Source organism: Streptosporangium sandarakinum, assembly GCF_050942225.1.
Lineage (GTDB): Bacteria > Actinomycetota > Actinomycetes > Streptosporangiales > Streptosporangiaceae > Streptosporangium > Streptosporangium nondiastaticum.
Window position 1 is genome coordinate 6654127 of the sequence record NZ_CP192034.1, and the last position, 15141, is coordinate 6669267.

Below are 15141 nucleotides of genomic sequence, written 5' to 3' on the forward strand. Positions count from 1 at the left end.
GGCGCGCCGACCTAGGGCGGTTCGGCCGGTCAGTCACCGGCCGCTTCGGCATGGGCGGTGACACGAGCGGCGAACCAGTCGAGGCAGGCGACGACCACGTCCCAGACGGCCTCGTCGACCATCAGGTCGACGTCGAAGGAGGGATAGAGCTCCAGCTTGGCCATGGGCAGCTCCACGCCCGGGGCCTGGTTGAGCATCCTGCGCAGCTCGTCGCGGAGGATCGGGTCGTCGAACGGAACGCGCTTCTTGAGCGTCCCGAACGGCACCTCCACCGTCTTCGTGTAGAAGCGGACGATGGGCAGGATCTCGGTGCCGCGTTTGACGATGGGCGCGCAGGAGGCGCTCGCCGACCGGCCGAACTGCACCTCGCCGCCGCGGCCGCGCCACCAGTCCAGCAGCCGTGAGACCGCGCCGGCCGTCTGCGGACCGCGCTCGTCGCCCAGCTGCTGGAAGAACCGCTCCTCATGCTCGCCGACATTGGTGTGGCCGTCGTCAGCGGTCAGCTCCGCCTCGCTGAGGTTCAGCGCTCCGGGGAGATCGAGCAGCTCGGCCAGCTCCCGCGCCGTCATCCGCTGCGCGAGGTCGGCGCGGTTCGCCTCGTCGAGCTTGACGCCCTCGGCACGCAGGACGTCGTGGACGTCACGGTCATCGTCGTCATCCAGCCACCGGAACCCCTTGGAGACCTGCCCCGACGCGTTCAGCACCCGATGCGCGTTGAGCACCTGGGACTTCGACAGGTGGGCGCCGACCGGTACGGCGTGCGATCCGATCAGCTCGGCCAGGTCACCGTAGGTCGTCCAGGTGCCCGCAGGCAGCGCCGCGAGGGCCTCGTGCAGCAGCGTCCAGTCCCGGGAGGGGCCGACCGGGCCGACGTCGATCGGACTCGGCCAGATCTCGACGGCCCGCTCGGCGAGCCGGTCAGCACGGGCCTGGATCTCCCTTCTTCCCCACCGCTCGTGCTCGGCGATCTCCTGGTTCATGGCGAGACCGCTGCGGCCGAGGAAGTCGCGCTTCCTGGCGAACGACATGTTGCCGAGCTCGGAGTTGTAGCCGCTGAGCGTGAGATTGCCGAGGGTGTGCACCAGCTCCCGGTGGAGTCGCGCGGTGTCTCCCTCAGTGGTGAGCTGTTCCAGCCAGTCGGCCGTCGGGCTCTGCGGAAGCACGTGCTCAATGGTGATCTTCTTGTCGGAGAGATCCACGGCCTCCTTGGCCCCGTAGCTCTCCTCCAGGCGGCGGAGCACGAGCTTCTGCTGCGCGGTACGGCCCTGCCAGTAGAAGGCCCGGTTCCGGATGTCGGCGCGGAACTGCTCGTCGGACGACCAGTACAGCCGGGCGGGCGAGAGCCCGGTTCGTACGGCGTCAGCGGGCCTCTCCCCGGTCAGCTCCCGGGTCAGCCGCATGAAGATCCTGCTGAGGCTGCTGGTGGCGACTCCCCCGATGAGCCGGCGGACCAGGAAGCTCTCGATGTAGCGCTGCGCCTCCACCACCTCGTCCTCGGTGGCCTCGCCGCTGTCGTGCAGCTCCAGCAGCCGCATGATGACCGGGTAGGCGGGGATGCCCTTCCACTCGTTGAGGAAGCGCAGGCGGGCGTCGATCTCCGACTCGCCGTCGGGTTCGAGGATCCGGTGCAGGTATCGGGCGCGGCGGGCGAGGTCCTTGACGTAGCTCTCGACCTGGACCTCGACGTCCCTGTTGCTCAGGGTCACGGCCCGGAGCAGCTCCTGATGACCGCGATAGGTGTCGTTGTACTGCGCCTCGTCCCCCCGGTCGAGGATCAGGGCGAGGTACATCAGCTGGTCCATTCCCTTCGCCCCGAGCAGCCTCTGCATCGGCAGCCAGTGGACGTCATAGACGTACTGTCCCCGGGTCGGCAGGTGCATGAAGACGTAGTTGCGGATCAGGTCGACCTGGCTGAGCCGCATCCCGGTGTTGTTGATGGACTCGAAGATCCGGAAGGCGTTGTCATCGTCCTCGACGACGATTTGCACGAGGTTCAGCCGGTTGAGCACGACGCTTTCGACGCGCTTGATGTCGTGGGGATCCGCGGGATCATCGACCGTCACCAGCTTGCCGCGGAAGAACTGGTAGGCGTTCGCGATCCGGCTCTGAGTCTCGCCGAACGGCTGCCCTTCGACGCAGTCGATGAACGCCTGCCGATCCACCTGGGTCGGCAGCAGCCGATATCTCCGGTCGCCGGACTGGAACTTGTTGATCAGGTGGGTCTCGTTGATCCGGGCCCGATGCAGGGGATCCTCGGCCGCCTGGTAGTCGCGGAGCGCGCACAGGGCCACCATGAGCGTGGTCAGGCGCTGCTGCCCGTCGACCACCAGCCACTGCGACCTGCCGGGCGAGTTGTCCGGGCCGGGGGCGAGCACGACCGAGCCGAGGAAGTGGCTGTTGTCCCGCCTCCGTTCGAGTTGCTCGGCCTGCAGCTCGATGTCCTTCCACAGCGCGGTGAGCTGTTCGCGTTCCCAGGAGTAGGGGCGCTGATAGAGCGGCACCAGCAGCTCCTGCTCGCCGTCGATGAGCTTCCGCAGCGTCGTCTCGTTGGCCTTCACACCGACCCCTTCCGGAATGCCGCGACCGCAAAAGATCAATAATCCTTACACGATCGGTTGTCTCTTGCATACGGAAAGTCAAAACCTGTCAGGGGAAATCCTCATGCCGTCGCGTGGAGTTCCGGAGCCTCGCGGGCGGTCGATTCCGCGAGCCGTTCGACGGCCGAGAGCAGCCCGGCTGGCGGCAGGGTCAGGTCGAGGGCGTGCTGGGTGATCTCGATGCCCGCGCCGCGCACCACATGCCGGTACGGCTCGGCCTCCCCCTCGGCATACACCAGGTGGCCCCGGTCGAGGCCGAGCACCGTGCAGTACGCCAGCATCTGGTACAGGTCGGCGTTGTGCCTGTCGGGGCCGGTGGAGATCTTGTACTTGGCGTCCACCGCCGCCGGGACTCCCGGACCGGTCTCGACCTCGCCGACCACTCAGCGCTCACCTCCGACGGAGACCGGGCCAGGAGCCTGCGGGACGCTCAGTACGGGTGAGACACGGGATGGGTCGATCGGGTTACCGGAGGACGCCGAACGTTCCGGGACGGCCGGCCGAGAGCCGGGGCTCGGCTCCGCCTTCGTTGAAATGCGCGATATCTGCCATCATGATCGCGCAGGCTGCCTCCTGGATCGATCCATCGGAACCGTCCAGCCCCGCCGTACCCCCTTGCTCACGAGAGGACGTCGGACGTCCGTGACCGACCACACGCTCGTCACCGAGCTTCGTGACCTCGCCGACCACCCGTACCTGGCGGCGCGCGGCGAGCAGCTGCGTGACCTCGCCGACGCGATCGCCGAGACCGGGCAGGACGACATCCCGGAGGACGGGAAGGCGGTCCGCTGGTGCGAGGTCGATCTCTTCTCGGCCTTCGCGCCCGGCGACACGGTGCTCCCGTCCGGCGCCGGGGACCACTCGGGGGGCCTGCCCGGCTCTCCGGAGGCGAAGCCGTCCTCCCGGGGCTCCGGCTTCCGGAGGTGGGTGCCGATTCTCAGCCACGTCCTGGTCTTCCTGCCGATCGTCGTCACCTGGCTCGGGCTGAAGATGGCGACGGACGCCTACGGCCAGACGCTCAAGGCCGACGGCGTCGAGGCGGCCCGGCACCCGTTCCTGGAGATGTGGCAGCAGGGTTTCGGCGGGAGGCTGGCCGAGTTCTGGGAGTTCGACAACGTCGCCCTGCTCACCCTGGCCGCCATCGGCGTTCTCGTCGTCGTGACGGTGGCCGACCACCGGCTCCGCAACGGCGAGGAGGACGCCGCCGACCGGCGGGAGAGGGACCTCGACCGGGAGCTGGCGGTGCTGCGCGGCAGGCTCAGGAACGCCCTGACCCGGGCGAGCCTCACGCTCGGCCAGGTACGGCTGGCCTCCCCCGCGCGCTTCACCGCCGAGCTCACCAAGGCGGCGGCCCAGATCAACAGGGTGGGGAACACCACCCGCCGCGCCCAGACGGAACTGGTCGACGCGCTGACCCGGGCACTGGAGGCGACACAGAAGGCCACGGACGCGCTCATGGCCGGCGCCGCCGACGTGCAGGGCTCCATCGGGTCGCTCGACCGGCACCTCACCGGCATCAACGCCGCCTGCATCGACCTCGCGACGGCGGTCGACCGTACCTCCTCGGTGGTGGACGACGCGGGGACCAGGGCCACCGAGGCGGTCGGGCAGGCCGGGGACCAGCTGGCCACCGCCATCTCGCAGACCACCCTGGGGCTGCGGGAGTCGTTCAACGAGGAGCTGGTCCGCTCCATCGAGACCATCCGGAAGACGGTCGCCGTCCTCGACGCACGGGTCGGTGAACTGGCGGGCAACGCCGCCGGCATCGGCGTCGCCGTCGACCGCGTCGCGGTCTCCGTCGGCGCGATGGGCGCCGGCACCGAGCGGGCGGTCGCCTCCGTCGGCGACCGGCTGGCCACCGCGCTCACCGGCACGTCGGCCGACTTCCGGGACGCCTTCGGCACCGTCGGCGCCGAGATCCGCGATGCCCTCGGCACCTGGTCGGACGCCGCGGGCGCGCACGCCTCCCGGATCGAGACCGTCTCCGGCATCTCGGGCCGGACGGCCAACGTCCTGGAGGACACGCGGAACGCCCTGGACCGGCTCCCCGCCACGCTGGACGGCGTCCTCGCGGGCCTGCCGTTCCGGATCAAGGAGATCACCGAGAGCGACTTCTCCGACCTGACGCATGCCATCACCCGGCTCCAGGACGCGCTGGACCGGGCGACCGACGTGATCGGCGGCGCCGTGCCGAACGGCGCCGCGGCGGGCCTCGTCACCTCCGATGGCGTCGCGTCCGGTGGGGTCGTCCCGGACGACGCCGCGTCCTGCGGTGTACCCGGCGGCGTCGTGACCGGTGGTGCCGTGGCCGGTGGTGTTCACGGTGAAGTCGTGGCCGGTGGTGTCCCGAGCGGCGCCGGTGGAGCCGTATGAGAGCCGGCCCGAGGGTCTCCCGCCCGACGCTGCTGGCCGGCTGGCTCTTCGCCGACCTGCTTCTCGGCCTGACGATCATCATGCTCGGCGCCCAGGCCCCGCCCGAGCCGCCGAAGGCGTCGGCCGGGCCGGAGACCGGCAGCGCCACGGCCGCTCCGGCCCCGAGTCCCTCCCCGTGCGCGACCCGCGTCGCCGGGGTGAAGGCCAAGCCGGTGAAGGTCACCTTCCGGGTGAGCCCCGGGGCCGACGGCAAGGCGCTGAACGCGCAGGTGAAGAAGGAACTGCTCGCCTACCGGGACCGGCTCACGGGGCGGCACGCCGGCATGGTGCTGACCTTCGGCGCGAGCGGCGGCCCGGGAGAGGGCGCGCGCCTGGCCACCCGGGTCAACAAGGCGGCGCGCAAGGCCTACCCGGGCGTCTTCGGGGCCGCCGCCACCCGGAACTTCCACGACCTGTCCGCACCGGGCGGAACGATCTCCATGGAGATCTACTTCGTCTCGGACGGCTGCGCTCCGGCGACCGGCAAGAGCTGAGAATCATGCGATGAGCGGGCGGATGCTCCCCGGTCCGCTCGTCCGCGAGGAGTACATGGCGTGCGTCGGGGCGGTGAACGGCGAGACCCACGGCCGACCTGGTGGACCTCCCCGTCGCGACCGCCGAGCCCGCACGCCTGCCGTCGCGATGACGGATGGGAAGCATGAGGTCCGGCGGTATTCGGATGTGGGCTGTGGACATACTTCTCATGAATCGCACACGCGTCACTCGTATCACCGGGTGCGCTGAGCCGAAAGAGGAGAATCCATGTCGAACCCGCCGCTTCCCGAGGGCGCCATCGAGATGTTGAGGAAGGCGAATCCCGCCGTCATCGCGACGCTCCGGTCCGACGGCCAGCCCGTTTCCACGGCCACCTGGTACCTCTGGGAGGACGACGGCCGGATCCTGGTCAACATGGACGAGGGCCGCAAGCGGCTGGACCACCTGCGCAACGACCCCCGGGTGACGCTCACCGTGCTCGACGAGGGTAACTGGTACACCCACGTCAGCATCATCGGGCGCGTCGTCGAGATACGTGACGACGAGGATCTGAAGGACATCGACCGGCTGTCGATTCACTACGGGGGCAATCCGTACCCGCGGCGGGACCGCAAGCGGGTCAGCGCCTGGATCGAGATCGACCGCTGGCACGGCTGGGGCGAGCACAAGGACAGCAGCCAAGCCTGACGCCGTACTCTCCCCGGTCATGCCGGGCGGGCGGTGCCCGCCCGGTCAACGGGTTCCGCTGAGGGACTCCAGGGTGGCGGCGGACTTGCCGATCAGGACCGTGCCGAAGTACCTGTCAGGGCCGGGGAGGTTCATCAGCCTCAGGGCGAGCCTGCGCAGCCGCAGCCGCGCCGGGGACGACGGCAGGAACCACTCCACCCCGCTCCGCGCGACCTTCTGCTTCTCGGTGACCACCGGGCGCCACCGCTCCTGGTAGCGCGCCAGCGCCGACTCCACGGAGTCCGGGGAGGCGGCGGGGCTCGCCGGGTCGGCGGTCGCGAGCCGCTCACCGAGGAGGTACGCGCCGGCGACGGCGAGCGAGGCGCCCTGCCCCGCCAGCAGTGACACCGCGCCACAGGCGTCGCCGAGCAGCGCCACCCGGCCTCGGCTCCATCGCGGCATCTCGATCTGGGCCACCTGGTCGTAGTACACCTCCGACGGCTCGGGGCAGTGTTCCAGCGCCCGGGGGACGAGCCAGCCGAGGGTTGAGCACGCCCGCCGTACGGCCGTCCGGGGGTCCTCCGGGAGGGCGGGGTCGATGGCGCGGTGGACGGTGAAGACCGCCACTCGGCCGTCGCGCAGGCCGTACAGGCCCATCTGCCGGCCCGCCGTGTCGGTGAGGCAGAAGCGACCGTTCACCGCCTTGTAGACCTCGGGGTCGTCGAACACGTAGGCGGCGGTGTGGAAGCCGAGGTAGCGGAGGAACCGCTCCTCTTCGCCGAAGACCAGTCGCCGCACGGCCGAGTGGATGCCGTCGGCGCCGATCAGCAGGTCGGCGTCGAGCGTCGTGCCGTCGGCGAGCGTCACCCGGACGCCGCCGCCGTCTCCGCCGTCCCCGTCACGCCCGCCGTCACCGCCGTTCTCGCCGTCTCCGATGTTCTCGACCCCGGTGACGCCGCAGCCGTAGCGCAGGTCGACGCGGTCCGCCACCCGCTCGCGGAGGGCCAGCTCCAGGTCGGGGCGCATGATGCTCAGCAGTCTGCCGTCGAGCACGCGGCCGAAGCGCTCGTAGTCCAGGCGGGCGCGGAGGCGGCCGGACTCGTCCAGGTAACGCACCTCGTCGAGTCGGTAGCCGAGCTCCTTCAGGCGGGGCAGGACCCCCATCTTCCGGGCCGCGTCGTAGCCGAGCCCGAAGAAGTCGATCATGTATCCCTGGCGGCGCGGGCCGGGGGCCTTCTCGACCAGGACGACGTCCCAGCCGTGGGCGTCCAGGCGCTGGGCGGCGGCCAGGCCGGCGATTCCGGCCCCGCAGATCACGGCTCTTCTCATCTCGGCCCTTCTGGCTTCTTCGATGTGGGGGACCCGGTCGGCGCCTCACCCTCCGGCGCGGCGATCGTCGCCTCCGGGGCGGGTGAGGAGGCGGCGCAGGACGGTCATGACGGCCGCCGACGTCAGCTCCGGGTTCAGCGGCCGGTGCAGCATCATCCCGTCGAGGGCGGCGGCCAGCACCGAGGCGGTCTCCTCCGGCGTCTCCTGGCCGCGGGCCCGAAGCCAGTCGACCAGTTCCCGGCGGAACCGGGTGAACAGGGCGGTGAGCTCGCGGCGCAGGTCCTCGTCGCGGGCGGCGGCGAGGTAGGTCTCGGTGAACAGCACCGACACCGGGTCGCTCCCGGTGAAGGCGTCGAGCGCGCCGAACATCGCCGCCAGCCCGTCGTCCAGGGTCTCGGCGCGCTCCAGCAGCGGACCGGTCTCCGCGACGACGCGGCGGATGACGTCGAGGGCCGCCTCGCTCAGCAGCGCCTGCAGGGACGGGAAGTGGTAGTGGACCAGGCCGGGCGCGACACCCGCCCGCTCGGCGAGAACCCGCGTGCTGACCGCGGTCCACCCCCGTTCGGGGATGAGGTCGGCCGCGGCGTCCAGCAGCTTCCGCCGTACCTCCCGGCCGCGCTCCGCCGACGTCTTCACCCGCGTGCCGCCTCTCTGATCGGACGATCGCCTTGGTCGATCGACTTGGTCGGTCGTCCAAGTAATAGCACGACGAGTCCCCCGGCACCAGCCGGCGATCGGTCATGCCCCAAGGCCGGCCGGTGCGGGTCGTGCCTCCGGTCGCGCGTGCCGGGCCTTTCCGGCAGGACCCGGCTACGGCGCGGGCCTGATCTCCGTGCCCTGGGCGGAGACCAGCCGCCAGCCTCCGGCCGGGTCGGCGGCGAAGACGTGGGTGTAGCGGCTGCCGGCCGTGAAGGCCGTCCCGTCGTCACCGGTGAAGCTCATCTCGGTCCGCCCGACGACGATGCCGACGTCCCCGGCACGGCGGACGACGGCCTCCTCCGGGAAGGACCGCACGGCCGGGAACCGGAGGTCTCCGGAGGACACCGCGCCGAGCAGGTCGGCCGCGGTGGCGACGGCGCCGTCATTGACGGCGACGATGACGAAGTCGTCGTGCAGCAGGTCGCCCAGCGCCGCGGTGTCGGCGGCGACCAGCGCGTCGAAGAAACGCCGATCGTGGTCCAGCAGGGACGCGCGGTCGCCGGAGTCGGCGGTGATGGTCATCGGTGGTGTCCGTTCATCAGCGGTGTCTGTTCCTTCGGTGCCGAAGGACCGCGATGCTAAACCGTGACGCCGGTGACAAGGTCAAGGGTTGGCTCGCGGCCGGTTTTCGGGGACCGTAGCCGAGTGCCCGGTACGACTCACCGTTCGGGGCCCGCACTCGGTACGGCTCACCTGTCCGGGACGCACGCCCGATACGACGCACCCGCCCGGAACCCGCGCCGGACGGTGCCTCCGCCCAGGGCGCACCCGGTACCGCTCATCCGCTTGGGACGTGACCCAGGCCAACGGGCGCGGTCCAGGTCAGCGGGCGCGACCCGAGCGGCGGGCGTGGGCGCGGTAGTGGTCGAGGACGTCCTGGCGCAGGAGGTGCCCGAAGCCCGCGCCCTCGATGCGCAGGCCCAGCTCGGGCTCGGTCACGCCGAGCGCGGCGGCGGTGGCGGCCAGGTTCCAGTCGCACGCGGCCAGCTCGGTCAGCAGGTGGCCGCGCCGTACCTGGTTCTCCGACAGCCGGAACGTCTTGAGGTACGCGAGCCTGCCGTTCTCGTCCGTGATGAGCTCACCGATGTGGTTCTCCCGGTGCCGCTCGAAGGGCGGTAGGAAGCGGGACAGCCGGTAGCGGCCCATCGTGTACACGCGCCGGTGGGTGTATCCGGGGCCGAGCAGTCCGGCCGCCATGGTCCGGTCGTGGAAGGCCGCCCACTCCTCCGTCTGGCGGCGGGCCGCCGCGCGCAGGTCGGCGAGCGAGCGCACCTCCGCGTCCACGATGCGGGCCCGGAAGTCGGGCACCGGCATGGTGAGCGTCGCGTAGTGGTGGATCAGCTCGCCGTACAGGTCGTGGACCAGGGTGGCGTGCAGGGCACGATAGTCGGCGGGGTGCGGCACCACGAACGCGGCGGCGAGCGCGTCCGCCGCGTAGACGACGACGCCGCACTGGCCGGGGTGGATCTCGAAGACGCGCAGCGCGTCCGCCAGTCCCCGGACCTGGGTGCCGGTGTACGCCTCCTCGACGCGGGGCGAGAGCCCGCGGCTGATCGCGCGGTGCGACCACTCCTCCCAGGCGATCTCGGGCCCGCCGAAGTGCAGCGCCAGGTAGCCCTCCATCGCCAGGTGCTGGGGCATGAAGCGCAGCCGGTTCCGGTCCTCGCGGCGGGCCATGCGGCGGTGGAAGCGCAGCGGCATCCGGCGGGGCGCGGGACCGTCCTTCGCCGCGTCCCGGAGCTGGGTGCCGTACGCCGCGGCGGGCGTGCCGTCGGACGTCCAGGTCGCCACGAACGCGTGCGGGATGTAGGAGATGTAGTGGTCCCGGCGCCCGATCTCGACGACGTCGAGGCCGGGGCCGTCGTAATGGTCGCGGGCGTCCTCGTCGAGGCCGGGGTCGCCGTGGAGGCGGGCGTCGAGCCGCAGGTCCTCGATCGGCTCGTCGCGGACCAGCGGCACGAGCCGTACGCCACCCCAGGTCTGCGCCGGACGGGTGGAGAGCCCGGTGAGGGTGAGCTCCTCCGTCATGTTTCCTCCCTCGGGGTCCGCCGGGCATCCTCTCTTGGTGTCCGTCGGACGTCCTCCCCCGCCGCCCCGGCCGCCGGGTCACCTTCGTCCGTCACCCGGCCCGCCGTCTCCGAGGACTCCGCGTCCAGGAAGGCCGCGACGCGGTGCGCGAGGTGGGCGCGCAGCTCCGGCAGCCCGGTACGGCCCTCCGCGAACCGGGCCAGTTCCACGAGGGCGACCAGGTTCTCGGCGTCGCGGATCCCGGCGGACGGCACGCCGGGCGCCAGCCGCCGCACGTCGAAGGAGGCCGCGTCGTACACCGGGTTGAGGTGCACGACACCGCACGCGCCGTCCGGGTCGAGCCGGGTGCGCCAGATCCGCAGCACCTCCCCCGCCAGGCCCGGCGGCGCGTTGTCCCAGCCGTCGGAGACGATGACGAGGCGTTCGGGTCCGAGCTCCAGGGCGTCGAGGACGCGCTCGCCGAGCGGCGTCGCGCCGTACGGGCGGACGAGCAGCGCATCCGAACGGCCCGACAGCCACAGCGGCGTGTACCGCGAGGCCAGTGCCTCCAGCAGGAAGTGGCAGGCCAGCGCGACGGCGAGCGGACGGCGGCGCTTCTGCGCCGAGCCGTACGCCGAGAAGCTGTCGTCGAGCACGGCGGCCACCCTCCCCCAGCGCCCAGCCTGCTCACCCGCGGTACGGCGGGCCGCCGCGCGCAGCGCCTCCGTCAGTTCGGCGCGGCGGCGCACGCGGTCGTCCAGCGGGAGGCCGAGCACGTAGGACGCCAGCCGGGTCAGCGGCATCGCGGTGAGGTCGGCGCGCACCGCGTCGGCCTTGAGGGTGCTGGCCGACTCCTGCAGGCGCAGCCGTTCCAGGCGGGTGAGCCGGGGCGCGATGCGCTCCAGGAAGGCGGCGCGGGGGATGCCGTGCTTCGCCGCGAATCCCTCCGCCACCGTGTAGGGCAGGTCGTAGATCGCCTCCTGCCGGTAGTGGGCCTGACGCCAGCTCTCCAGGATCGGTGTGGCGTAGGCCGCCTTCCGGCGCGGGGCGAACAGGAACGTCCCCAGCTCACCTCGCGGCTCCAGGTGAGCGTGGCGGAAGGCGGTCTTGACGGCACCGCGGTACTTCACCGCGTCGAACGCGAGGTCGGGCCGGGCGGCCAGCCAGTCCCGCATGATCGCCCTGGTGCGGCGGTTGTTGACCCTGGCGCGGCGCAGCTCGCGGAACAGCCGGTAGACCCGGGGCGGCGGCAGCAGGGCCAGCCGCCGGGCGATCAGACGCCCCTCGGCGCGGCGCCGCTCCGGGTCCGCCTCGCCGACCGTGACCAGCAGGTTCCGGATGATCAGGGCGGCGTTGTGGTCGTTGACGTCCAGGGCGAGGGTGGCCGCGTACAGGTCGCGGTAGTTGCCGAGCAGGTACTCGTGGAGGAAGCCCAGGGACAGGCCCTGCTCGTCCTCGCCGGAGTGGAACTCGCGCTGCCCGGTGGAGGTGATCGCGGCGTTCACGAACAGCAGGACGTCCTCGGCGGCGACCAGGTCCGCGAAGGTCTCCGTGCTCTCGGCGGTCACGACGGTCGCCCTGCTCTCGGTGGTCGCGGAGGTACGGCGCCGGCCGGGGTGTGAGGGCACGAACTGCGAATCATCGCTTCACAGGCGGGTTCCGGAAGTCGCGCCGGAGTCCCGCGGCCGGCCCTGGAACGATAACACCGGTTTGTCCGCCTTTTCCCTGGGTTTTCCGCCATCGCACGATCACCTGTACCGGCCGTCCCCGTCCCGCACGGACACGGAACCGTCAACGCCCGCACCCCGCACCCCGCACGGGCACGGGCACGGGCACGGGCACGGGCACGGAATCGTCAATGGCCGCTCCCGCCCCCGCGCAGGCGCGGAACCGCCAGTGGCCGTGCCCGCCCCCACACAGGCGCGGAACCGCCAGTGGCCGCGATGGATCTGTCCGGCCGGATGAAGCCTCCGCCGTGGGGGCCGATCCCCGTCGGCCCCCACGGCACGTAGGCGCTACGGCTCGACGCGTCGCCGGTGGACGACGGCCTCGTCCCCGCGGCCCGGATACGCCATGATCAGCAGTCGCTGCGCGCCGAGCCGCTCGCCCTTCCATGGCGTCCAGGCGTAGTGGACGCGGATCCGGTAGTGGCCCTTCCTGCCGCGCAGGGCGAGGTCGGGCAGCGGTTCACCGCCCATCGGGTCGGCCGCCAGGATCGTCCCGGTCGGGCTGCGGTAGCCGACCTCGACGACGTGGTGCCATCCCCGGGTCTCCACCGGCGGGCGGCGCGCGTACCGCTCGACGGTGACGCAGAGCGGGTAGTCGCTGTGGACCCTGATCGCGAGGTAGCCGGGCCCCGCCTCCGTCAACTCGCTCCCCGGAGGAGGGTCCGGCGTGGAGTCCGGCGTCTCGTCGGCCCGAGGATCGGCGTCGGAGGCATCCGAGGCGTCGGTACTGTCGGTACTGCCGGTGCCGGTGCCGGAAGGGTCGGCATCGAAGGCGTCGGCGCCGGAGGGCTCGGCCTCGGGATCATCCTCGTTCGCCACCAGTTCGCCGTAGTCGGTCCACACCGGTTCCGGGTGCACCGTCACCGAGTCCGGCCTGATCAGAGGCCGGTGCCGGGGCATCGCGTCGCACCTGCGCCGCTGGTCCGCCTCCCACTCCCGGAACTCGCGGTCCTCAGCTTCGGCCCGCGCCCTGGCCACCGCGGCGGCGCTCGGGCAGATCCCGCCGAGGGTGTGGGTCAGTCCGGGCACGTGGACGCCGTCGGCCGCGCGGATCCGGGCGATCTCGGCGGGGTCGTTCCGCGTGTGGACGCCGCACAACCGGCGCCCGTACGCCACCAGCTCTTGATCCGACGCGTTCCGCCCGGACGGCAGGACGTCGGAGGTGCGCACCTCGCACACGAACCGCGTCTCCTCGCTCATCGGGGAGGGTCCGTCACGCCGCCCGTCCTCCGCCGCCGTGGCCCGCAGCCGTTCGCAGGCGGCCCGCGAGGTGGACGGGCCGCGCACGTGGTCGGCCGCGGGGACGAGGCAGAGCGCCGCGGTCACCGCCAGGGCCGCCGCGGCCGTCCGGTACGGCGAGCGGGCGGGGCGTCCGCCGTACCGAAGCAGCAGGATGATCGCGGAGGCGGTGAAGGCGGCGCTGCCCCACAGCGGCGAGAAGCCGGGAAGGAGTCCGCCGGCTCCCGATTCGGGGGCGGACACCCAGGTGAGGTACGCCTGGAAGCCCTCGGATATGAAGTCCGGCTGACTGCCCGCCGACGCGTCGACGGCGGCCCAGGTCGCGTCTCCCAGCGGGCCCGTCGGGGCGGTGAGCGTGACGACCACCCCCACCGCGGCGTTGAGCAGCAGCGCGCCCGCCGCCCACCGCGCCGAACCGCGCGTCCTGCGCACCACCGCGGCCAGCGCCGCCACGGTGAGGCCGACTGGCCCCGCGAGGAGGTCCAAGCCCGTCCGGAGCAGGGGCAGGCTCCCGGGCATGAGACGCACCGGGAGCGCCGGAAGGACGTACTCGATCATCCCCCTCGGCCCGAACCAGAACGGCAGGCCGTACGCGAGATTGACGGCCGCGGAGACCATCGGCAGCGCCACCGCGGCGACCGCCGGTGGCCACGGTCCGAGCGGGGCCCGGACCGGGGGACGTCTCTCCTCGTACGGCACGGCCCGCGCGCGCGGGTCGCCGAGGTCGTGGGCGGACCGGGCCAGCCACACCGGGCCGAAGAGGTGGAAGGCGCCGGTGACGCCGTGGAGCAACAGGAGGCCGGGGCTGCCGGGCAGGGCGAAGCCGTCGAACCAGGCGAGGTCGCTGGACCAGACGAAGTCACTGAAGAACAGGGCCGTGAGGACAACGGGCAGCAGCAGGCTGCCGACCCCCGACCACACCGTGGCCCTGCCCCACCGGCCGTCCCGGGCCTGGGCCACCAGGACCAGCACCATCCAGAACGACGAGAGCAGCCCGCTCAGCCCGACGAGGTCGAAGACCTGCTCCGCGAAGTGCAGGTCGAGCAGGTCGGCCGTCTCCTGGCCGACCGAGGAGACCGCGGCGACCAGTCCGGCCACCAGCGCGGTACGGCGGAGCAACCGGGAGGCCCCGGTCAGCACCCGGTGGAACAGCACCGCGAGGGCGAGCGACATGAACCCGTGCACGACACCCGTCCACGGGACCGGGAACGGCGCCGTGGCCATGACCAGATACCAGACCAGGTCGACGTAGAGCATCGCGCGCAGCCGACGGACGTCTCCGTCCGGCGCCCGGAACGGCCCGGCCACCCGTCCGCGGAGGATCTGCCACAGCATCCACCCCTGGAACGCGCCCGAAGGGAGCAGCGGCAGCCAGAACCATCCCGGGGACGAGGGTGGCTTCGGTCCGGCCTCGTGGGTCACCAGCCACCAGGCGGCGTCGCCCTCGCCCATGACCGCGGCGACGGCGACGGACCCGGCGACCGCGGTCGCGTAGCCGACGGCGGCGAGCGCGGCGAGCCGCCCGAAGCGGTACCGGCGACCGGAGACCTCGGCGCCGCCGGAGGGTGCGGCACCTCGGGAAGGGCCGGCGCCTCCGGAGGGATCGATACCTCGGGAGGGGCCGGCGCCTCCGGAAGAGGCCGCGCCTTCGGAAGGATCAGCAGTACGGGAGGGATCGACGCCTCCTCCGGAGGTTCCGCCGGAGGAGGCGCCGTCGGAGGAGGCGCCATCGGAGGAGGCGCCGTCGGAGGAGGCGCCGTCGGAGGAGGCGCCATCGGAGGAGGCGCCATCGGAGGAGGCGCCATCGGAGGAGGCGCCATCGGAGGAGGTTCCGCCGGAACGGTCGCGGTGGCCGGGGCGAAAGCGGCGCACGAGTACTTCCCTGGGGGGTCAACGGGATGGACAGGAGGGCGGGCGACGTGAGCGGAGCGCCGGATCCCGGCGAGCCGCCCGGGAAGGCCGATCTTCAT

The 15141-nt window shown here is 72.2% G+C and carries 11 protein-coding genes; 3 read left to right on the forward strand and 8 right to left on the reverse strand.

Annotation, left to right across the window (positions count from 1 at the left end; all coding sequences use genetic code 11):
- Window positions 1–29: 29 nt before the first annotated feature.
- Both ACQP10_RS30585 and ACQP10_RS30590 read right to left on the reverse strand, forming a co-directional pair.
- The gene (locus tag ACQP10_RS30585; protein WP_433540173.1) at window positions 30–2558 is read right to left on the reverse strand and encodes a GmrSD restriction endonuclease domain-containing protein; all 2529 of its coding nucleotides are present in this window, start codon (window positions 2556–2558) and stop codon (window positions 30–32) included.
- A 101-nt stretch (window positions 2559–2659) separates the two neighbouring features.
- Window positions 2660–2980, reverse strand: a complete 321-nt coding sequence (locus tag ACQP10_RS30590; RefSeq protein WP_433540174.1) for a 5-methylcytosine restriction system specificity protein McrC — start codon at window positions 2978–2980, stop codon at window positions 2660–2662.
- 259 nt (window positions 2981–3239) lie between these two features.
- Between ACQP10_RS30590 and ACQP10_RS30595 the strand changes: the two genes are divergently transcribed.
- From ACQP10_RS30595 to ACQP10_RS30605, 3 genes are all read left to right on the forward strand, one after another.
- A complete protein-coding gene (locus ACQP10_RS30595; RefSeq protein WP_433540175.1) occupies window positions 3240–4970 on the forward strand; it encodes a hypothetical protein in 1731 nt (576 codons plus the stop codon).
- Entirely contained in the window at window positions 4967–5503 is a 537-nt protein-coding gene (locus tag ACQP10_RS30600; protein ID WP_389999788.1) for a hypothetical protein, read from the forward strand. Before ACQP10_RS30595 ends, ACQP10_RS30600 begins: the two co-directional genes overlap by 4 nt.
- A 268-nt stretch (window positions 5504–5771) precedes the next feature.
- Window positions 5772–6191 carry a PPOX class F420-dependent oxidoreductase gene (locus ACQP10_RS30605; protein WP_346019354.1) on the forward strand — a complete coding sequence of 140 codons (420 nt, stop codon included), beginning with the start codon at window positions 5772–5774 and terminating at the stop codon, window positions 6189–6191.
- 45 nt (window positions 6192–6236) lie between these two features.
- Here ACQP10_RS30605 and ACQP10_RS30610 read toward each other — a convergent pair whose 3' ends face one another.
- The 6 genes from ACQP10_RS30610 to ACQP10_RS30635 all read right to left on the reverse strand — a co-directional run bounded on the left by ACQP10_RS30610 (window position 6237) and on the right by ACQP10_RS30635 (window position 15043).
- Window positions 6237–7499, reverse strand: coding sequence for an FAD-dependent monooxygenase (locus ACQP10_RS30610; protein ID WP_433540176.1), 1263 nt, complete (start codon window positions 7497–7499; stop codon window positions 6237–6239).
- 45 nt (window positions 7500–7544) lie between these two features.
- Window positions 7545–8135: a TetR/AcrR family transcriptional regulator gene (locus ACQP10_RS30615; RefSeq protein WP_433540177.1), complete on the reverse strand. Its 591-nt coding sequence runs from the start codon at window positions 8133–8135 to the stop codon at window positions 7545–7547.
- Between the two features lie 174 nt (window positions 8136–8309).
- Window positions 8310–8720: a YybH family protein gene (locus tag ACQP10_RS30620; RefSeq protein WP_346019351.1), complete on the reverse strand. Its 411-nt coding sequence runs from the start codon at window positions 8718–8720 to the stop codon at window positions 8310–8312.
- Window positions 8721–9020: 300 nt separating this feature from the next.
- Window positions 9021–10226, reverse strand: coding sequence for an ARPP-2 domain-containing protein (locus ACQP10_RS30625; protein WP_346019350.1), 1206 nt, complete (start codon window positions 10224–10226; stop codon window positions 9021–9023).
- Entirely contained in the window at window positions 10223–11833 is a 1611-nt protein-coding gene (locus ACQP10_RS30630) for a hypothetical protein (protein WP_433540178.1), read from the reverse strand. Before ACQP10_RS30630 ends, ACQP10_RS30625 begins: the two co-directional genes overlap by 4 nt.
- Before the next feature lie 387 nt (window positions 11834–12220).
- On the reverse strand, window positions 12221–15043 hold the full coding sequence (locus tag ACQP10_RS30635; RefSeq protein WP_433540179.1) for a hypothetical protein: 2823 nt from the start codon (window positions 15041–15043) through the stop codon (window positions 12221–12223).
- Window positions 15044–15141 lie beyond the last annotated feature (98 nt).

Excerpts from the sequence above, each read along its gene's own strand:
- ACQP10_RS30620 (WP_346019351.1), bottom strand. The coding sequence starts at position 8,720 with ATGACCATCACCGCCGACTCCGGCGACCGCGCGTCCCTGCTGGACCAC.
- ACQP10_RS30605 (WP_346019354.1), top strand. The coding sequence starts at position 5,772 with ATGTCGAACCCGCCGCTTCCCGAGGGCGCCATCGAGATGTTGAGGAAG.
- ACQP10_RS30600 (WP_389999788.1), top strand. The coding sequence starts at position 4,967 with ATGAGAGCCGGCCCGAGGGTCTCCCGCCCGACGCTGCTGGCCGGCTGG.
- ACQP10_RS30610 (WP_433540176.1), bottom strand. The coding sequence starts at position 7,499 with ATGAGAAGAGCCGTGATCTGCGGGGCCGGAATCGCCGGCCTGGCCGCC.
- ACQP10_RS30625 (WP_346019350.1), bottom strand. The coding sequence starts at position 10,226 with ATGACGGAGGAGCTCACCCTCACCGGGCTCTCCACCCGTCCGGCGCAG.